This window comes from Limnothrix sp. HT2024 (assembly GCF_059138625.1).
The window spans coordinates 248472-267666 of sequence record NZ_CM181121.1; the positions used below are offsets into that span (position 1 = coordinate 248472).

19 protein-coding genes and 1 tRNA gene are annotated in these 19195 nt (G+C 57.7%); 10 read left to right on the top strand and 10 right to left on the bottom strand.

What is annotated here, in order from left to right; genetic code table 11:
• The first annotated feature begins 132 nt into the window (after positions 1 to 132).
• The 3 genes from AC2IAX_RS01030 (at position 133) to AC2IAX_RS01040 (ending at position 3428) form a co-directional block, all read left to right on the top strand.
• A complete protein-coding gene (locus tag AC2IAX_RS01030; protein ID WP_494388941.1) occupies positions 133 to 2427 on the top strand; it encodes a transglutaminase TgpA family protein in 2295 nt (764 codons plus the stop codon).
• Positions 2428 to 2603: 176 nt separating this feature from the next.
• The gene (locus AC2IAX_RS01035; protein WP_494388942.1) at positions 2604 to 3365 is read left to right on the top strand and encodes an HAD family hydrolase; all 762 of its coding nucleotides are present in this window, start codon (positions 2604 to 2606) and stop codon (positions 3363 to 3365) included.
• Positions 3356 to 3428: transfer RNA gene (locus AC2IAX_RS01040), tRNA-Ala, on the top strand. The genes AC2IAX_RS01035 and AC2IAX_RS01040 overlap by 10 nt, the downstream gene beginning before the upstream one ends.
• Before the next feature lie 14 nt (positions 3429 to 3442).
• Here AC2IAX_RS01040 and AC2IAX_RS01045 read toward each other — a convergent pair.
• The 4 genes from AC2IAX_RS01045 to AC2IAX_RS01060 all read right to left on the bottom strand — a co-directional run bounded on the left by AC2IAX_RS01045 (position 3443) and on the right by AC2IAX_RS01060 (position 7169).
• On the bottom strand, positions 3443 to 4786 hold the full coding sequence (locus tag AC2IAX_RS01045) for an ATP-grasp domain-containing protein (RefSeq protein ID WP_494388943.1): 1344 nt from the start codon (positions 4784 to 4786) through the stop codon (positions 3443 to 3445).
• A 204-nt stretch (positions 4787 to 4990) separates the two neighbouring features.
• Complete coding sequence (locus tag AC2IAX_RS01050) at positions 4991 to 5734, bottom strand: hypothetical protein (RefSeq protein WP_494388944.1); 744 nt, start codon at positions 5732 to 5734, stop codon at positions 4991 to 4993.
• A complete protein-coding gene (locus AC2IAX_RS01055; RefSeq protein WP_494388945.1) occupies positions 5709 to 5843 on the bottom strand; it encodes a pentapeptide repeat-containing protein in 135 nt (44 codons plus the stop codon). Before AC2IAX_RS01055 ends, AC2IAX_RS01050 begins: the two co-directional genes overlap by 26 nt.
• A gap of 66 nt (positions 5844 to 5909) precedes the next feature.
• The gene (locus AC2IAX_RS01060) at positions 5910 to 7169 is read right to left on the bottom strand and encodes a type II secretion system F family protein (protein ID WP_494388946.1); all 1260 of its coding nucleotides are present in this window, start codon (positions 7167 to 7169) and stop codon (positions 5910 to 5912) included.
• 19 nt (positions 7170 to 7188) lie between these two features.
• Between AC2IAX_RS01060 and AC2IAX_RS01065 the strand changes: the two genes are divergently transcribed.
• Positions 7189 to 7323 carry a hypothetical protein gene (locus tag AC2IAX_RS01065; protein ID WP_494388947.1) on the top strand — a complete coding sequence of 45 codons (135 nt, stop codon included), beginning with the start codon at positions 7189 to 7191 and terminating at the stop codon, positions 7321 to 7323.
• Positions 7324 to 7381: 58 nt separating this feature from the next.
• Here the strand turns inward: AC2IAX_RS01065 and AC2IAX_RS01070 are convergent, their stop codons facing one another.
• Both AC2IAX_RS01070 and AC2IAX_RS01075 read right to left on the bottom strand, forming a co-directional pair.
• Positions 7382 to 8470, bottom strand: coding sequence for a type IV pilus twitching motility protein PilT (locus AC2IAX_RS01070; protein ID WP_099532084.1), 1089 nt, complete (start codon positions 8468 to 8470; stop codon positions 7382 to 7384).
• A gap of 281 nt (positions 8471 to 8751) precedes the next feature.
• Positions 8752 to 10782: a GspE/PulE family protein gene (locus tag AC2IAX_RS01075; RefSeq protein WP_494388948.1), complete on the bottom strand. Its 2031-nt coding sequence runs from the start codon at positions 10780 to 10782 to the stop codon at positions 8752 to 8754.
• 438 nt (positions 10783 to 11220) lie between these two features.
• Here AC2IAX_RS01075 and AC2IAX_RS01080 point away from each other — a divergent pair, with 438 nt between their 5' ends.
• Together AC2IAX_RS01080 and grpE are read left to right on the top strand one after the other, a co-directional pair.
• Positions 11221 to 11358 (top strand): hypothetical protein, encoded by a 138-nt coding sequence (locus AC2IAX_RS01080; protein WP_494388949.1) that lies wholly within the window; start codon positions 11221 to 11223, stop codon positions 11356 to 11358.
• Between the two features lie 17 nt (positions 11359 to 11375).
• Positions 11376 to 12173 (top strand): nucleotide exchange factor GrpE, encoded by a 798-nt coding sequence (grpE, locus tag AC2IAX_RS01085; RefSeq protein WP_494390456.1) that lies wholly within the window; start codon positions 11376 to 11378, stop codon positions 12171 to 12173.
• A 307-nt stretch (positions 12174 to 12480) separates the two neighbouring features.
• Here grpE and AC2IAX_RS01090 read toward each other — a convergent pair whose 3' ends face one another.
• Entirely contained in the window at positions 12481 to 12816 is a 336-nt protein-coding gene (locus AC2IAX_RS01090; RefSeq protein WP_494390462.1) for a hypothetical protein, read from the bottom strand.
• Here AC2IAX_RS01090 and dnaK point away from each other — a divergent pair.
• From dnaK to rsgA, 4 genes are all read left to right on the top strand, one after another.
• On the top strand, positions 12700 to 14841 hold the full coding sequence (gene dnaK / locus AC2IAX_RS01095; protein ID WP_494390457.1) for a molecular chaperone DnaK: 2142 nt from the start codon (positions 12700 to 12702) through the stop codon (positions 14839 to 14841). The genes AC2IAX_RS01090 and dnaK overlap by 117 nt on opposite strands.
• Before the next feature lie 219 nt (positions 14842 to 15060).
• Positions 15061 to 16200 carry a molecular chaperone DnaJ gene (gene dnaJ / locus AC2IAX_RS01100; RefSeq protein WP_393014601.1) on the top strand — a complete coding sequence of 380 codons (1140 nt, stop codon included), beginning with the start codon at positions 15061 to 15063 and terminating at the stop codon, positions 16198 to 16200.
• A gap of 24 nt (positions 16201 to 16224) precedes the next feature.
• A complete protein-coding gene (locus AC2IAX_RS01105; RefSeq protein WP_494390458.1) occupies positions 16225 to 16500 on the top strand; it encodes a sulfurtransferase TusA family protein in 276 nt (91 codons plus the stop codon).
• On the top strand, positions 16497 to 17582 hold the full coding sequence (rsgA, locus tag AC2IAX_RS01110; RefSeq protein WP_494388950.1) for a small ribosomal subunit biogenesis GTPase RsgA: 1086 nt from the start codon (positions 16497 to 16499) through the stop codon (positions 17580 to 17582). Before AC2IAX_RS01105 ends, rsgA begins: the two co-directional genes overlap by 4 nt.
• A 118-nt stretch (positions 17583 to 17700) precedes the next feature.
• On the opposite strand, the gene hetL is transcribed toward rsgA, so the two are convergent.
• The 3 genes from hetL to AC2IAX_RS01125 all read right to left on the bottom strand — a co-directional run bounded on the left by hetL (position 17701) and on the right by AC2IAX_RS01125 (position 19044).
• Entirely contained in the window at positions 17701 to 18420 is a 720-nt protein-coding gene (gene hetL, locus AC2IAX_RS01115; RefSeq protein ID WP_494388951.1) for a heterocyst differentiation pentapeptide repeat protein HetL, read from the bottom strand.
• A gap of 95 nt (positions 18421 to 18515) precedes the next feature.
• Positions 18516 to 18911: an ArsR/SmtB family transcription factor gene (locus AC2IAX_RS01120; RefSeq protein WP_099532074.1), complete on the bottom strand. Its 396-nt coding sequence runs from the start codon at positions 18909 to 18911 to the stop codon at positions 18516 to 18518.
• The gene (locus AC2IAX_RS01125; protein WP_494388952.1) at positions 18904 to 19044 is read right to left on the bottom strand and encodes a hypothetical protein; all 141 of its coding nucleotides are present in this window, start codon (positions 19042 to 19044) and stop codon (positions 18904 to 18906) included. The genes AC2IAX_RS01120 and AC2IAX_RS01125 overlap by 8 nt, the downstream gene beginning before the upstream one ends.
• Positions 19045 to 19195: the final 151 nt, after the last annotated feature.

The window sequence follows — 19195 nt, forward strand, 5'->3', positions numbered from 1 at the left end:
GTTCAACCGATTGAAACCCGACCGATCGAAACCCTTTGGTTGAAGATCTTGAGCATCGACCGGTTGAGGATCTGGGGATCTTTGGCCAACCTATTATCCTGGGAATAGCTGAAGCAAGACCGGGGAACAGGCATGGTTTCGGAAGCGGCAAGGAAGGCTTGGTGGCAACGGCTGCAAACTTGGCAAAATCAACCCCGGCCGCAACCGGAAGAGTCGATCGCCCTGCGAATTTTGGTGCAAATTTTGGTGGCGATCGGGATTTTGGCCACCGATGTGGCCGCTGGCACCCAAACCAGTTGGTGGGCCATTCCCCTCAGCTTTGGTGGGGCCTACTGGAGTTGGCGACAACGGCGGCGGCGCAACCTGGGGGCGCAACTGGCGATCGCGGCGGGAATGCTGGTGGCCTTGGCTGTTTTCTTTCGATCGCTCCTGGGCAATTTGGGCGATACGCGCCTGGTTTTGGCGGAACTGCTGATCCATTTGCAAGTGCTCCATTGCTTCGACTTGCCCCGGCGCAAGGATTTGGGCTACTCGATGCTGATCGGGCTGATTCTGATGGGGGTGGCCGGAACCCTCAGCCAAACCATGTTGTTTGCGCCCGTGTTGGTGGCCTTTGTGGGGGTGGCGCTGCCGATGTTGGTGTTGGACTATCGATCGCGCCTGGGTTTGGAACCGGGCGATCGGGATTGGCGCACCCTCACGGGGCTAATTCGGCCCGGTCAGATGGCGCGGCTGTTTGGGGTGGTGGCGGTTTTGGGGATGGTGGTCTTTGCTCTGCTGCCGCGTTTTCCGGGCTACCAACTGCGCCAGTTCCCGGTGACGGCCCCGCCCAATTTGATGGATCAGATGTTTGATAATCGGGATCAGTCTGCATCGATTCGCAATCCCGGTTATGGGCAAGATGGCCAAGCCCTCGGGGGAACCAGCGGCGCAGGCCGCGGCCAAACGGACAACACGTTCTATTACGGCTTTAGCAGCACGATCGATCAAACCCTTCAGGGGCAACTGGTTCCCACCTTGGTGATGCGGGTGCGATCGCAGTCGCCGGGCTTTTGGCGAGTGTTGGGGTTCGATCGCTACACCGGCCGCGGATGGGAAATTTCCCGCAATGACGATACCCAAAGCCTGGTGCGGCCCGATTGGTCCTATCGCTTTGTGATTCCGCCGGAGCCAACTCGGGCCCAAATTGAAGAGGTGGTGCAAAGCTACACGGTGCTTTCGGCCCTGCCGAACCTGATTCCCACCCTGGCCCAACCGACGGAGCTGTTTTTTCCGACTCGAGGGATTGCGATCGACAAGGAAGGCAGCATTCGATCGCCCCGCATTTTGGATGAGGGGTTAACCTACTCGGTCATCTCCCAAGTGGCCTACCGCGATCGCACCCGACTGCGCCAGGCCCGCCGCACCTATCCCCCCTTCATTCGGAACTATTACCTCGATGTGCCCGCGGCCCTGCGGCCCAAGTTGCAACAACGGGCCCAAGAGTTACTCGCGAAGGCTCCCAATGCCCGCAATGACGCGTATGAGCAGGCGCTGTTCTTAGCCCAAGCCCTGAAGCAAACCTACACCGTGCAACCGGACTTGCCGCCACCGGCTGCGGGTGAAGATTTGGTCGATCGCTTTTTGTTTCAGTATCAAGGGGGCTATCCCGACCATTTCCCCACTACCCTCACCCTGATGTTGCGGAGTTTGGGGATTCCGGCACGGGTGGCGGCCGGGTTTGCGCCGGGTCGGTTCAATCCTTTCACCGGCCTATACGAGGTTTACAACACCGATGCCCATTTGATCACGGAGGTTTATTTTCCCGGGTATGGCTGGTATAGCTTTGACCCGATTCCTGGCCATCCCTTGATTCCGCCCTCGATCGAGAAAAATGAAACCTTCAGCACCCTGGAAAAACTCTGGGCTTGGGTGGCCGGTTGGTTGCCCACGCCCCTGCGCAATTGGCTGGATGGGGTGATTTCAGGGTTGTTGGGGGGGCTGCTGGCGCTGGTGGGTCGGTTGCTGGGTTTGTTAACGGGGGGCTGGACGGGCATCTTGGCGGCGATCGCCCTGGCCTTGGTGGTGGGCGGGGCCCTGTGGTTGGGGTGGTTGGGTTGGCACAATTGGCAACGGCGACGGCGATTGGCTCGGTTAGCCCCGATCGCCGCGTTGTATCAGGAGGTGCGCGATTGGCTAGCGGAAGACTGCCCCGCCTATCCTTGGCAAACCCCGTTGGAATATGTGGCCGCCTATGAACAGTGGCTCGCCCAGCAGGGGGGCGGCCCCGGCGCGGGCGATCGCCTGGCTCTGTTGGCGGCGGTGGCCGGGGCCTACAGCGATTGGCGCTATGGCGATCGGCCGGCGGATGTGGCGGCTTTGCGGGAACAGTGGCAACGGGTGCGACGGCGCGATCGACCCCGGCTGTTGGGGGCGGCGGCTCGCTAGGGGGCGGGCGATCGGGCCCTGGTCTTTGGTGTTCAACGGTTGGGTACTGGTTTGGCGCTAAACTTTTAGGACGCAATTCCCGTTCCCAAGATTCAGGACTCAAATCCGCACCGAGGATCCAGCTCCGAGTTGGGAATCGGTAATGGCTCCGTTGGCCGTTGTTTGCCCAATTGCCCATGACCCTCAAAGCAATTCTGCTGGACTTTAACGGCACGATCATCAATGACGAACCGCTGCACGCGCAACTTCTGCAAGAGATGTTGCTGAGTGAAAATTTGCGGCCGGATTCGGAGGAATTCCGCGAGGTCTGTTTGGGCCGGAGCGATCGGGCCTGTTTGCGGGATCTGCTGGCGCGGCGGGGGCGGATGGTGGATGATGACACGCTCGATCGGTTGGTGGCCCGGAAGTCGCAACTGTATCTCGATCGCCTGGCCCACTTGCCCCAACTGCCGATCTATCCGGGCGTGGTGGATTTTTGCAGCCGAGTGCGCACCTTGGGTTTGCCCATGGGGATTGTGACCGGGGCCCTGGCGGCGGAGGTGGAGACGGTTTTGAGTCGGGCGGGGCTGCGATCGTTCTTTAGCGTGCTGATTACGGGTGATCTGGGCCTAGAGAGCAAACCCGCTCCCGATGGTTATTTGCAAGCGGTGGCCCAGTTGCGATCGCAGCTCGATCGGCCGGATCTACAACCCCAAGATTGTTTGGCGATCGAAGACACCTATCCGGGGATTGCGGCGGCCAAGGCTGCTGGAATGCAAGTGGTGGGCGTGGCCACTAGTCACCCATTCCAAATGGTGCATCGCCGGGCCGATTGGGTGGTGGATTTTTTGAATACCTTGGATCTCGATCGGGTGCAGCGGCTTTTTTCCGGTCGGGAACGGCCCGAACCGCCGATTGGTGCTACCATGTCCGATACGCCAATTGCCTCGGGGAATTAGCTCAGTTGGTAGAGCGCTGCGATCGCACCGCAGAGGCCAGCGGTTCGAGTCCGCTATTCTCCATTTCAACCAGTTCCCTAAGCCTGAGGAGCACTGGCTAAAACGGCCGTCAGTTTTGCGGCGGCTTCGAGGCTGTCAGCTAGGGAAATCGGCAAGCTTTCAATTAACTCGCGCGTTTCATCACTGGGTTCTCCCAACACCCGCAGCACGATCGCGGGGCCCCGTCCCTTATTCAGGGCCAAATTATTAGCCAAACTATTCACAGCCAAGTCCCCTTCACTGCGGGTGGTTGTGAGGGGTTGTGGTAGTTCCTCCATCGGTTGGGTTTCCTGTCGCCACCAACCATGGCGCTTGGCATACTGGTGAATGACTGCCAAAACGCCATCCAGGGTGATGGCACTGCCCAACAGATCCAGCAGCACCACCCGCATGGGGTGCGGACTGCTGAGGCTAGCTAAGGCCTGTTCGAGGCGCTCTTCTAGGGTTTCGGGGCGGCCACCGCCCACGGTCCAGCCCACATTGATGAACCCGGCCACGTTGCCCCCAAAGCGACAAACCAGATCCAAGGCCGCTAGGGTTAGCCCCATGCCATTGCAAACAATCCCGATCGAGGCGCTGGCGTTCTTTTTGCTGCGATCGCCATTGGTGGAATTGCTGCCCTGACCGTTCACGGCCCCCTGAGCACCATGGGCCGCATTGGCCGCCGGAGTGGGCGCGGTTCCGCCCTCAATCCAAACGGGCTTGAGGCTGGGCGGCATCACTACGCCGTTGAGCAAGCATTTCAACTCCGTGTGGCGATCGATCGCACTGTCGTTCACGGTGACTTTGCCGTCCAGGGCCATCAGTCCCCCGGCGCGATCGACCCCTAGGGGATTGATTTCCACCAAATCCAAATCATTTTGGACAAACAGGGCATACATCCGCTCCACAATCTCGCTGACGGAAGGCACTAAGTCGCCCCGCAGCCCCATCTTCAGCACCAAACGGCGGGCATAGAAGGGCGAAAATTCCCCATCCACCAACACTTGATGCACCGTACCGGCGGAAAGCTTGCCATCCATCCCCCCTTGGGTGGATCCCAGCAGCACCGGCCGCCGGGCGTTGTCATCCAGCGCCACCGCCAGATAAAACTCCTGCTCCACGTTATATTTGGCCTCCGCCAACAGCAACGCAGGACATTCCCCCCCGATCGGCAAGCTGAAAATGGCTTGGGCGGCGGCCACCGCGTCGATCGTGTTGCTGGCGAACCGGATCCCACCAGCACGCCCCCGCCCCCCGGCCCGCACTTGGGATTTCAGGGCGATCGGGTAGGGAATCTTCAATTCCCGCAATTCCTGCAAGCTGGCGATCGGTTGGGAAGGCAGCACCGGAATGCCCATGGCGGCAAACAGGGCTTTTGCCTGATACTCCAGCAAGTCCATCGTTAACCTAGCTAAACGCTGTGGGGAGGGGATGGCCAGCCTTGTGGGATGGCTTTGGCATTATACGATCACGCTGAAAACGGCGCTGTGTCGCCCAATGCCACTCAAGGTACAAAAGCAACCGATTGGATACCGGGCCCAATCCGGGTCTCAGTCGTTGCCTAAGACCGAATTGGCCCCAAAGAAAACGATCAGTGACCCTCACTAAACCCAAAGATCGCCTTCCAGCTCTGGATCAGAGGTGGGTTGGGCATCGCGGGCCGATCGCCCCGGGCCCGGATGGGGCGTTTCGCGGGTCAGATCGGTGGTGGGAGCGGGGGTATGGTCGGCCTGAAGATCGAATCGGGCAGGGGGTTCCGCCTGGGTTGGACAAACCACATAGGGTAAGGTTGCGCCCTTCAAGCCCCGTTGCAATCGTTCGGGCGATCGCTCCGACAGCAAAAACAGCGGATAGATCCGATCGGCCCGATCGCCCACCACATGCCGGTAAGCCAGAGGCATCACCCATTCATAATCCCGATCGAGCAGCAATTGCGTCTGTCGCCAGCGACTCATCAGCCCATAAAAATCCTCATTGGGCCGATGCACAAACACAAACACCGCCACGCCCGTGGTCACCTGCCACTCGGGATCGCACATCAGGAGGGCAATCTCGCAGGGCAACCGCACCGCCTGTCGGCCCGGCTTGTTGGTCGATCGCTCGGACTCGATCGAATGGCGACGGCGCGATCGGCTCACATCGGCCACCTCGGCCAGTTGGGTCATTTCCAACACATCGGGATCGATCCGCGCCAACGGCAACGTAATCACCACGGTGCTGTCCAGGGGCCGCCGCATACTGGGCAACAGTTCCAAGTAGGGCCGATATTCCCGCAGCAGCTCGATCGCCGCCTGCCGCCCACTATAAGTCGCCAGAATTTCCTCATAGTCCGCAGACTTTATGGACATAGGCTGCCTCGCTGATGCTACTGCTCACTCGATCGCTGGAAAAATTCGCCTGAGAAAAGTTTGCCTGAGAAAAGCTGATCTGAGAAGAATTCGCCCGCGAAAAATTCACCGGAAGTTTTGATGATCGATCGCTTTGCCTTGGAATTTTGATGGTTAATAGTGTTGCCTTGCAGCACTACTTAATCGCATCCATTACCGCAAAGATGGGCAAATACATCGCCAACAGAATCGAACCAACCATCCCCCCAATCACCACAATCATCAACGGCTCCAACATACTGGTTAGACCCTTGATCGCTTGCTCCACTTCATCTTCATAGAAGTCCGCCACCTTCATCAACATTTTGTCGAGTTCCCCGGTTTCCTCACCAATCATCATCATCTGAATGGCCATGGCCGGGAAGACTTTATATCGCTCGATCGCCGCACTGATTGTTCCCCCACCTTGAATTTCGGTAATGGAGGAAGCCACCGCATCCGAAACCACCTGGTTATCGGCGGTATCTTTACAAATTTCGAGGGCTTGAATAATCGGCACACCCGATCGCGTCAATGTCCCAAAGGTGCGGCAAAAACTAGCCACCGAGCTTTTCTGAATGATGTCTCCAAAAATCGGCAACTTCAGAAAAACGGCATCCATTTGGCGCTTGCCAGCCGGTGTTTTATACCACAGGTCATAGACAACTTTGCCGGCAACCAAAGCAATGACCAAAAACACCACATAGAAATTCTTGCGCCCCTTGGGATCATCGTCGGGGAAGGTGGGGCCACGCAAAAATTCACTGATATTAATCATGATTTGCGTGAACGCCGGCAATTCAGCTCCCAACTTATCGAAAATTCCCGTAAAGGTTGGCAGCAGGAAAATGGTCATTCCCAAAAAGATAATGACCGCCAAAGATCCCACCGTTGAGGGATAGGACATGGCGGACTTAATTTGGTTTTGTAGCCGGGCGGCATTTTCCAGCAGGGTTGCCAGTCGGGTGAGCACTTCATCGAGCACCCCCCCAATTTCACCCGCTTCCACCATGGCGCAATAGAGCTTACTGAAGATGTCGCCGTGTCGTTTCAGCGAAGAAGACAGGGTTTCCCCTTCTTGCACATCAGCATTGATTTTAAATAGGGCTTTTTTCAGTTTGGGATTTTCACATTGATTGCTCAAAATATCCAAACATTTCACCATGGCAATGCCCGCATTGAACATGGCGGAAAATTGCCGAGAAAACACAGCCAAATCCTTTACGGTCACGCTGGCCGTGAGACTAGCGAGGTCAATGTCTAGGCCGCTTTTCTGTTCCTTGAGATCGCGGATTTGGGCTTGGCTAAACCCAGCGGCAATCAGTTTATTGCGCGCCCCGTTGATGCTTTCTGCTTCAACAACTTCGCGCTTGCCTTTGCCGTCGGGGCCAGCGATGGTGGCGATGAATTTAGCCATAGGGCGCTGCTCAAACTACGTGAGTCCTAAGAATTCTGTCGAGGGTCTGTGGCCAGGGGTGGCGGCAGGGGTGGGAGGCAATCGGGCTGGGGATGGGGGCGATCGCCCTGGGGGTTTACCGAGCGATCGCGCCCCGTCCGTTGCCATGGGTTGATCGGTTATCCACCCGATCGGTTGTGTCGCATTAGTGATGTCGCAGTGATGCGGCGTGCCTAGCGACCAGCGCCGACCTTGCCGCCCAACAACCGCTGTAGCTCGTCGGGCTTGGAGCTTTTACCCAGGGCATCTTCGTAGGTGATCTTGTTTTCTTGGTATAGCTTGGCCAGGCAAGATTCCATGGTTTGCATCCCCTGCTTACCACCCATTTGAATGGTGGAATAGATTTGCGAGGTTTTGCCCTCCCGAATCAGGTTCGCCACAGCGGGGGTATTCAGCATAATTTCGTGTGCTGCACAGCGACCGCCCCCAACTTTCTTGACCAAGTTTTGTGAGCAAACCCCCACGAGGGAGTTGGCCATCTGGGCTCGGACTTGGGGCTGTTGGATGGGGGGGAACACGTCCAAAATCCGGTCGATCGTCCCGGCGGCGGAGTTGGTGTGCAGGGTTCCGAAAACCAAGTGACCGGTTTCAGCGGCGGAGATGGCCAAGGAAATGGTTTCCAAGTCCCGCATTTCCCCCACCAGGATGATATCCGGGTCTTCCCGCAGCGCTGCCTTTAGGGCGTTGGCAAAACTCTTGGTGTCTTCGCCCTTTTGCCGCTGGTGGAACAGGCTTTTCATGTTCGGGAACACATACTCGATCGGGTCTTCCACCGTTAGGACATGCTCCGCGCGGGTGCGGTTGATGTAGTCCAGGCAGGCGGCCAGGGTGGTGGTTTTGCCGGATCCCGTTTGTCCCGTGATCAGCACCATGCCCCGGGGCCGCTCCGCCATCTCCAGCAGCACCTGGGGCAAACCGAGTTTTTCAAAGTTGGGAATTTGGGAAGCCAGGGCCCGCAAACAGGCGGCCCAGCAGCCCCGCTCGCGATAGACATTCACCCGAAACCGCGACAGGCCCTTCACCCCATAGGCGCAGTCCAATTCCCAGTTTTGCTCCAGGTCTTTCCGCTGGTTGTTGTTGAGCATACTGAAAATCAGCTTTTGGCAGTCCTGGGAGTCGAGGACTTCGCCAAATTGCGGTTGGGGGGTCAGTTTGCCGCTAATCCGAAAATAGATGGGCGCACCGGCTTGGATATGCATGTCGGAGCCGCCTTGTTCGATCAGCGATTCCATCACGTCTTCGATCATGTAATCCAGTGGCATGGTCGCTACTCCTGTCGAGTGAGGTTAGGTCGAATAGGGGTTGAATGAAGGGTCGATCGAATGGGGTTCGATCGCAATCACAACGCTTGAAGAACCCGAAAGGCTGGCGGGGTTTGAAGAGTCTAAACGGGGCAAACCAGCGCGAACCATCGGAACTGGGGATACGGTTAGCCGTGAGTTCAGCCGTGAACTTGGCCTGAGGATGCCCAATTGTGCGGGCGATCGTATCAAGACTGGATGCCCTGCCCACCTGCACGCCATTCATGGGCGATCGCCAAAAGCTAGCGACCGGTCACCAACGGCTCTTCAAATCGAGGCGTGAGGCAATAGGGACAGTCCATCCAATCTGGCTGGAGTTCTGCCGCGCAGGTGCGACAGGTGAGAGCGCTCTTGCGTTTGGCTTTCAACTCCGCTTCTAGCCCGGTGTCGGTAAAGGTGACCCGTTCCACTTCCTCAAAGGTGGTCAGCCCTTCTCGCACCAGATCCAGACTGTAGGCCAACAGAGTGACCATCCCTTCTTCAACGGCGGCTTCTTTGATGCGATCGGTCGGGGCCCCTTGGGTAATCAGATTTTGCAAGGTTTCCGTCACTTGCAACACCTCATAAACCCCGCAACGGCCCTTATAGCCCACACCGCCACACTTGGGACAAAGTTTGCCCATTTCGCCCAGGGCCTTGCGCTCATCGGGCGACACCACATTGGCTTTGTAGAAGGTCAGATGGGATTCTTGGTTGGCGCTCATGCCATAGCGGGCCAACTCTTCGGGCGTGGGGGTGTAGGGAACGCGGCATTCGCTACACACGCGCCGCATCAGCCGCTGGGCCACCACGCCCAACAGGGCCCCCGCCACCATGAAAGGCTCCACGCCCATTTCATCCAAACGGGCGATCGCCCCGGATGCGTCGTTGGTGTGCAGGGTGGTTAACACCAAGTGACCCGTGAGGGCCGCCTCGATCGCCGTTTTGGCTGTTTCCTTGTCCCGCGTCTCACCCACCAGAATCACATCCGGGTCTTGGCGCAGGAATGCCCGTAGAATCCGCGAAAAGTCGAGCCCCTTCTCCCGAATCACCTGCACCTGGGTAATCCCGGGCAAGGCATATTCGATCGGGTCTTCAGCGGTACTGATGTTAATGCCCGGGTCGTTCCGTTCCGCCAAAATTGAATAGAGCGTGGTGGACTTCCCGGAACCCGTCGGCCCCGTCACCAAAATCAACCCAAAGGGGCGGCTGGCCATCTCCCGCACCAACTGCAACGATTCTGGCCGACCAATCAGCTTATCCAGCCCCAGTTGTGTTGAGGAGTTATCCAAAATCCGCAACACGATCTTTTCGCCGTAGCGACTGGGCAGCACATTGACCCGAAAGTCCACTTTCCGCCCTTCAAAGACCCGGCGAATCCGCCCATCCTGGGTGTCCCGTCGTTCGGCAATGTCCAGGTTGGAAATGATCTTGAACCGGGAAGTTACGGCCGGAACCACCTTTTTCGGGAGCCGGAACACCTCTTGCAGCACCCCATCTTTGCGGAACCGAATCCGCATTTCTTCCTCTTGGGGTTCCACGTGAATATCCGAAACGCCGTCTTGCAGGGCCTTAATCAAGACCTTATTCACCAGGTTGACGATCGGCCCCGACTCCGCATCGTTCATGGAGCTGGCCAGGTCGTCCGTCTCCAATTCGTCGGAAGCCTCTTCCATTTGCATGGCTTCGAGGTTCTGCAAATCCGACTCATCGAAACTGACGGCGGCGGAAGTTTGGCGGGAAGCCTGTTGGGACTTGCGAGCCGCTTCGTCTAGGTATTGGCTAATGATCGCCTGGTAATCTTCGGGGGCAATCACCCGCCGAATCAGGGCCAGGTTTTGGGGCCGCAGGATGCGATTCAAATCGTCCAGCGCGTCCAGGTTGTCCGGGTCAGCCATGGCCACCATCATGGCCGGCGAGTCGCCCCGTTGGGCCCGCCCCAGGGGCAGCAACCGATAGCGACGGCAAACATCCACCGGAATCAGGGTTTCAATGCATTGCTCCACCTGGGCTGCGGACACCTCTTCAATTTCCGGGTCGATCGCCTCAACCCCGTGGAGAATTTTGAGTTCAAACAGCAGTTGCTTTTTGTACTGGCGCACCAATTCCGGTGGCACTTCTTTGCCGGCGATCGCTGCCAGCACTTCCATCAGCGGCCGGCCCGACTGGCGGTGTTCAGCCAAAGCGCGGCTCATTTGGTCGGGATCCACATAGCCCGACTGCACAAGTTTGTTACCGAAGGGCGAAAAATTGCTTTGGACAACCAGGGCGCGCCGGTTTATGGAGTTTGTCATAGCAGGTGACACCTAGCGGGATCGAAGGCGCATCGATCGGGCGATCGGGCGCGAGAAGCGAAACGGACGGGCAATCAATTCAGCTACAGGGTCTAACTCAGCTCCAGCATGACCAAGGTATACCCCGGTCTACCTCCCTAAAACAACAGCCCACAGCCATGCAGCTTCAGGATCGAAGCTGGATCCTGAAGCTGGATCCTTAGAAATAGAAGGCATTGACACTGATTGGTTTTTGGGCCATGGTTTTGAGTTTTGGTCTATGGTTTCGAGCCTGTTCTCGGGCCGGCTTCAGGGTTGGTTGGCGGGTCAGGCAAAGCCAATGGATCAAAACCAAATCAATCCTAAGCTAAAGGTCTCGGGAAAGCTCGCATCGGAGGCAGGGGCCAGGGCGGGAAATGTTCGATTCGGTCGGGTGGCGTTCTAACATAGGTTGAGCCTGTGCGGGTCACTGTCCGGGCAGCCCTGCGGGACAAGTGGGTGATGGGCCATCTGCACTCCAGCGAGCACTGGAGTGGTGAGGGCTACCCACGGGCGATCGCCCCGATTTGGCCAATTTGCACAGGTCAGGAAATTTGACCGTTGTTGGACTGTTGATTGTCAAAACTCAACAAGAACTCAACAAAAACTCAACTGTGATCACTGCTAGCGAGGAACCAATGACCTACAGCCCTGAAGAAAACCTGGCGGAAGACAATGCCTCGGTGAATGCCCCGGCCCCCGAAGCGGCAGTCGAAACCCCGGCCACCGAAACCCCGACCCCCGAAGCCGCTACCCCCGAAACCAGCGCCACCGAGGAAGCACCGGCCACCCTGGACGATCTGGACTTGTCTGAGTTGGAAGAACCGGCAGCCGAAGGAACCCATGGGCCGCAGGTGGCGGATTTGTTGCGGGAAATTGAGGGCTTGAAGGGGCAACTGGACGATCGCACCAGCCAGCACATGCGTTTAACGGCTGACTTTGAGAACTTCCGCCGCCGCACCGCCAAAGAGCGCGAGGAATTGGAGTTGCGGATTCGCTGCGATACGATCCGCGAGCTGTTGTCCGTTATTGATAACTTTGAGCGGGCCCGATCGTTCATCAAGCCCCAAACCGATGGGGAATTGAATCTGCACAAGAGCTATCAAGGCATCTATCGCCAATTGGTGGACAGCCTGAAGCGGCTAGGGGTGGTGAAAATGCGCCCCGAAGGCCAAGAATTTGACCCGAATTTGCATGAGGCGGTGATGCGGGAGCCGTCCAATGAGCACCCGGAAGGCACGGTGCTGGAGCAGTTGCAGGATGGTTATCTGTTGGGCGATCGGGTGTTGCGCCATGCCATGGTGAAAGTTGCCGCTCCCGGTGAGCCTGTGGTAGCGTCTGAGGACAACGACCAGGCCGCCTCTGAGTCCTAAGGGCCGCCGGATGAGCAATGGCGCACCCGTTGGGCCCGGGGTCAATGATGATTCAGCGATGGCCCTGGGGCGATCGCCTCGGTGATCGGTTAGTGATCGGTGAATCGATCGTCCCAGTCCCTGGCCCAACGACTCTGGGTATGGTTCCGGGTTCAGTGCTGATGTGGTGGCCTCCTCTTCAGCCTAGCTTCGTCATTGACTCTACCTGGCAATTCGTTCTAGCAGCTTGTTCTAGAAATTTGGGTTCTGACCGTTGGGGTTCTCAAAAATTTGAGTTCTAGAAATTTAAGTTCTAAAAATTTAAGTTCTAGAAATTGAGTTTTGAACCATCCATCGCCTGGTTGCGGTGCGTTTGTTCCAAAAACCGGTCAATATGAAGGCCGATGGAAACTGCCTGGGTATTGATCAGGTATCGATCAATCTTGCAATTATTGGGGATGATCGAACCGCTGCTGCCATTGAGTTGAAAACTATGGGAAAAGTTATCGGGATCGATCTTGGCACAACCAATAGCTGCGTCGCCGTTCTGGAAGGCGGCCAAGCGATCGTCATTCCCAACTCGGAGGGGGCCCGCACCACGCCCAGCATCGTCGGGTTTGGCAAGGGAGGCGAACGACTTGTAGGGGAAATGGCGAAACGGCAAGCGGTCACCAACGCCGAAAATACGGTTTTCAGCATTAAGCGCTTTATCGGTCGTCGCTGGAACGAAACCGATTCCGAGCGGCGCGTCATGCCCTACACCTGCGTGGCCGGACGGGATGAGACCGTGGATGTGAAAATTCGCGACCAGTCCTACACGCCCCAGCAGATTTCTGCCATGGTGCTGAACAAGCTGAAGCAGGACGCGGAGTCCTACCTGGGGGAGGCGGTCACCCAAGCGGTGATCACGGTTCCTGCCTATTTCACCGATGCCCAGCGCCAGGCCACGAAAGACGCGGGCCAGATTGCGGGGCTGGAAGTGCTGCGGATCGTGAATGAACCAACGGCGGCGGCTTTGGCCTACGGCGTGGATAAGCAGGATGTCGATCGGGCGGTGCTGGTGTTTGACCTGGGCGGCGGCACATTTGATGTGTCGGTGCTGCAACTGGGGGATGGGGTTTTTGAAGTGAAGGCCACGGCCGGGAATAACCACCTGGGGGGCGATGACTTTGATAACTGCATCATTAGCTGGGCGATCGAAGAGTTCAAGGCGATCGAGGGTATTGACCTGCTCGAAGACAAAATGGCCCTCCAGCGCCTGCGAGAAGCGGCAGAGCGGGCCAAAATTGAACTGTCCGGCTCCCCCACCACCTCCCTGAACCTGCCGTTCATCACCGCCGACGAAACGGGGCCGAAGAATTTGGAAATGGAGCTGACCCGCACCAAGTTTGAAGAACTGGTGGCACACTTGGTGCAGGCCACGCTCGACCCGGTGGATCAAGCCATGCGGGACTCGGGTCTTTCGCCCGATCAGATCGATCGCATCATTTTGGTCGGTGGTTCCACCCGCATTCCCGCCGTTCAACAGGCTGTCAGTGCCCGGTTTGCGGGTCGTCAGCCCGATCGCTCCGTGAACCCCGATGAGGCCGTGGCCCTGGGGGCCGCCATCCAAGCGGGGGTCTTGGGCGGCGAAGTGCAAAACCTGCTGTTGCTAGATGTGACTCCCCTGTCCTTGGGGTTGGAAACGCTGGGGGGCATGTTTACGCGGATTGTCGATCGCAACACCCCAATTCCCACCTGCCGATCGCAAGTCTTCTCCACCGCGATCGATGGTCAAACCTCCGTGGAAATCCATGTGGCCCAAGGGGAGCGGGCCATGGTTGCCGACAACAAGAGCCTTGGCCGGTTCCTGCTGACCGGCATTCCCCCCGCCCCCCGCGGCCTGCCACAAATCGAAGTCTCCTTTGAAATCGACGCTGACGGGATCCTCAAGGTCTCCGCCGTGGACAAGGGCACGGGCCAAAGGCAAAGTATTCGCATCACCAATACTGGTGGCCTGTCCACGGAAGAAGTGGAGCGGATGCGGCAGGATGCGGAAAGATTTGCAGATCTCGATCGCAGCCGACGGCAGCGCGTGGATCTGAAAAACCAGATTGATGGCCTGATGTATAGCTATGAATCGGCGCTCCAAAGTAATGCCGATTTGATCGATGATTCGTTGCGCCAAGTGCTGAAAACCCAGGCCGACACCCTTGGGCGATTGGATAGCGATCCAGAAGCACGCTTTGAGGATTTGCAATCGGCGTTCAATGCACTTCAGGAATCCCTGCTCTCGGTGGGTAAACGGGCTTATCAGAGTTCGGAAGCTGCCAACAAGCCCCCATCTTCCCCACAATTCCCATCCCCCGCTCCTGCTCCTTCCGTGACGGGGCCGACCAGTTCAGCATTCAGCTCCCCCCCGATCGCCCCCACCCCGGTCACGCCGCCGCCCGTGACTCCCGTGGCCGCCAGTCCCGCGCCTGTCAGTGTCCCCAGCCCAGTTCCGGCGGTCACCCCTGCTGCGCCTGCGGTGAACCTGTTGGCCAATGGGGATGGGAATAGCCTGGCGATGCCGGAATTGAGTGTGGATCCGCCGTCCCCGATCGCCTCGATCGCCCTCACGGATTTGGGCATTGAGTTACCGGACGATGACGATTCGGAATACGATGACTCCACGATTGCGGCCGACTACGAGGCGATCGAAGACTAAACGCCCGATCGCGCCAGTCTCGATCAATTTCCGATCAAGCTCCGACCTATTCCAACAGTCAACCGTCAAGGCCAACCTGCAAAAACGGGCCTTCGTAACCCCCCTGATCCATAGACGGCAATTACGCCCCCTCGCCAGTTGCAGCGTTACACCCCCTTTTGTTAAGTTTCGTCTGTTGGAGTTGCCCCTAACCACCCACACACCGATTGAAATCGCGCTATGGCTGATTACTACGAGACTCTCGGCGTATCTCGCGACGCAGATAAGGACGAAATTAAGCGAGCCTACCGTCGGTTAGCTCGGAAGTATCACCCCGACGTGAACAAAGAAGCGGGAGCAGAAGAGCGGTTTAAGGAAATTAACCGAGCCTACGAAGTGCTCTCGGAGCCAGAAATGCGGGCCCGGTACGATCGCTTTGGTGAAGCCGGTGTGTCGGGAGCCGCCGGGGGGCCAGGCTTCAGCGATTTTGGTGTGGGCGATATGGGGGGCTTCGCCGACATTTTCGAGACCTTCTTTGGGGGGTTTGCCGGAACCGGCGGGGTCGGGGGGCCAGGGGGTGGCCGACGACGCAGCGGGCCGGTGCGTGGGGATGATCTCCGCCTAGATTTGCGCCTGGACTTCAAGGAAGCCATCTTTGGCGGGGAAAAGGAAATCCGGATTAGCCATCTGGAAACCTGCAACACCTGCAACGGTTCTGGAGCCAAGCCGGGAACCAGCCCCAAAACCTGTGGCACCTGTGGCGGTTCGGGCCAGGTGCGCCGAGCCACCCGCACGCCCTTCGGCAGTTTTGCACAAGTGTCCGTTTGCCCGACCTGTAACGGTACGGGTCAGGTGATTGAGGACAAATGCACCGACTGCGGCGGCCGCGGCACTAAACAGGTTACCAAAAAGCTTAAAATCTCCATCCCAGCCGGGGTAGACAACGGCACGCGACTGCGGGTTTCCAACGAAGGCGACGCAGGCAAGGCCGGCGGCCCGCCTGGGGATCTTTACGTTTACCTGTTTGTGAATGAGGAGGAACAGTTCCAACGAGATGGCATCAATATTCTGTCGGAACTGTCCGTGAGCTATTTGCAGGCTATTTTGGGGGCCACGATCGAGGTGGAAACGATCGATGGCACGGAGGCGCTGGAAATTCCGGCCGGAACCCAACCCAGCACGGTGTTAACCCTGGAAGGCAAGGGCGTGCCTCGCCTGGGGAACCCCAGCCAGCGGGGCGATCATCTGATTACGGTGCAAATTGAAATTCCCACGCGGATCAGCAATGAGGAACGGGAAATTCTCGAAAAGCTGGCGGCCCTGCGTGGCGACTCAACCCATAAGGGGGGCCGCGGTTTTTTAGGTAATTTGTTCCATTAGAGGATTTGAAGGGGAGTGGACAGGATGGCGGCGATCGCCCTGGAACCGGATGAACGGCTTGATCTACGGGGAACACCCTGCCCCATCAACTTTGTGCGCACCAAGTTGAAACTGCAACAGATGGCGGCTGGATCGCTACTGGAGGTGTGGTTGGATGCGGGGGAGCCGATCGAGCAAGTGCCCGATAGTTTAACCATGGCGGGCTACGCGATCGAGTTTTTGGGCCCCCAACCCGAGGCGGCGGATGGTCACTTTGTGCTGCAAGTGCGCAAGCCGGCCGCTGCTGCTGCGGAGTCATGACCGGGCCAGCGACGACTCCCACCCCAGAGCCGATCGCGATCGAGCGGTTAACGGGCACGGTTTTGGCCGTGCAAGCCAACTACTATTGGGTGCAGCTTGACCCTGGTTCTCCCATTCCCGACACCTGCGCCACTCAACGGTTGCTGTGTTTGCGCCGGGCCCGCCTGAAAAAGGTGGGTCAGCAAGTGGCCGTGGGCGATCGAGTGGTGGTGGTGGAACCGGACTGGCAAGGCCAACGGGGGGCGATCGAAGAAGTCTTACCCCGTCGCAGTTGGCTCGATCGGCCGCCCGTGGCCAATGTGGATCGGGTGTTGTTGATCTTTGCCCTGGCGGAACCCGCCTTGGATCCCCATCAACTGAGTCGATTCTTAGCGAAAGCGGAGTCTACGGGATTAGCCGTCACCCTTTGTTTGAACAAACGGGATTTGCTGTCGGCGGCGGACTGCCAACAATGGCGTGATCGGCTGCGAAGTTGGGGCTATGACCCATTGCTGATTAGTGTTTATCAACAACAGGGGCTTCAAACCCTGCACGCAGCCCTTTCGGGGCAAACAACCGTTGTGGCGGGCCCGTCCGGCGTTGGCAAATCCAGCACGATCGGGGCCTTAATTGGCACGGATCTGCGAACGGCCGCCGTTTCTGGCAAATTAGCCCGCGGCCGCCACACCACCCGCCACGTGGAGCTATTTGAGCTGCCGGGTGGTGGCCTGCTGGCGGATACGCCGGGATTCAATCAGCCTCAACTGACCTGTGGCCCCGCCGCCATTCCGGCCCTATTTCCCGAAATTCAGCAACGGTTGGCGATCGCCCCCTGTCGCTATGGGGATTGTCGCCACCGCAATGAGCCGGACTGTGCCGTGCGTGGCGACTGGGAACGATATCCTTTCTACCTCGAGTTGCTTGAGGAGGCGATCGCCTACGAAGCGGCCCAAGAGCGCCAACGCCAAACCGAAAGCTCCTTTAAGCGCAAAATCCAGCGGGACGGGCGCGAAGCCCTGGAACCCCGGTTGAATAGCAAACGATTTCGCCGCACCTCACGCCGATTGCAGCACCAGGCGATCGAGGAAACGGATGATCTCTAATTTTCCCGAAGCAATAGCTGAAAGATGAGCGCTGGCAGCGGGTGGCAATCTTGAGCGGCTTTAACAGCCAGAACGATAGGGAGCCGATCGAGCTATCAACCCGATCGGGCGATCGCCCCTAGGACATCTGCAACGCAAATCCATCCGGTAGGGCTGCCCCCTGCAAATCCGCTTGTCCCAACAGGGTTCCTGTCAAGTCTGCCCCGCGCAAATCCGCATCCCGCAAAATCGCTCCCGTCAGATCCGCATAGCTGAGGTCAGCACGCTTCAGATTGGCCCCCGTGAGATCCGTAATCAGAGGGGTTGCGCCGGAAATACGGCGTAAATTGGCGCGACAGAGCTTCGCCCCCTCCAAAGATACATAGCGCAACAGGGCCCCACTGAGCTGGCCATAGCTCAAGTCCGCTTCTGCAAAGTTGGCGTGCTGCAAATTGGTGTGGTGATTGGGGGTCGATCGAAAATCCGCTTCATATAAAACGGCCCCTTGCAAGTCTGCCCGCGCCAAATCCGCGCCGCTTAAAATTGCCTTGCAAAAGTTGGCAAACTTCAAGCAAGCTTGTGTCAGAATTGCCCCCGTTAAATCCGCCTCCCGCAGGGTCGCCCGGCTTAAATCGGCCCCATTCAGATTCGTTCCCCAAAGTAAGGATTCACTGAGATCCGCCTGTTGTAGATTGCAATGGCTGAGGTTACTTTTGCCTAATCTTGCTTGCCGAAAATCCGCTTGCTTAAAATCAAAGCCCTGGAAATTCATGGCGGTTAATTCCACATCCCGCATTTGGATGAGATGGAATTTTTGTTCACCCGCTGCACCGCGCTGAATCAGTTCTTGCACGTCCATAAAGTCCGTGATTTCCTATCGATGAATTCGGTTAACGGCCTGTTTAATCGCTACTCATGGCCGCTTGAATAGTTGCTCTGGCGCAATTGCCGCGATCATCCGGGGTGGCTTTGGGCGGCCGATCGCCCTGCTCGATCGCCCATTCCCGTCGGGCCCAATTGGAATTGTTGAGCCTGTTGTCGCAGTCGATCGCCAATGCCATCGCAAACACTCTGACAAAGCACAAACACCTTGGGATCCGCCACTTCGTAATAGGCGCTAACGCCCTTGGGCTGCCGAGACAAGATGCCCGCCTGAGTCATAATCTTCAGGTGTTTGGACAAGTTGGCTTGACTGAAACCCGTTGCTTCCGTCAGTTCCATCACGTTCATGGGCCCCGATCGCAAACAACACAAAATCTGCAAGCGGCTCACTTCCGAAAGCACCTTGAAATAGTCAGCGATCGAGGTCAAAACTTCAGGGGTCAGCGGGTTGCAATCTTGATCAGTCATGCCAGAAGGGGGCCAAGCAATGGCGTTGGAGAATCAACAAGCGGTTGGGCGCAAACAAACCGTGGGCGAGGGCGATGCAGCATTGGCGCGTCATGGCCCAATGGTGACCCGATAAGTATAACTGGATAGCCATAAAGAGTTTAATAGTTTTTTTAGAAAGCTTACAAAAATGGCCCGAATAGACGGCTGCTATTGATCGCCCGATCGCCCAAGGGTCGTGCGGCAGCCCCTTCAGGCAAGCTGATACGCATGGAATGCCTTGCGATATCCTATGGGGGAAGCTT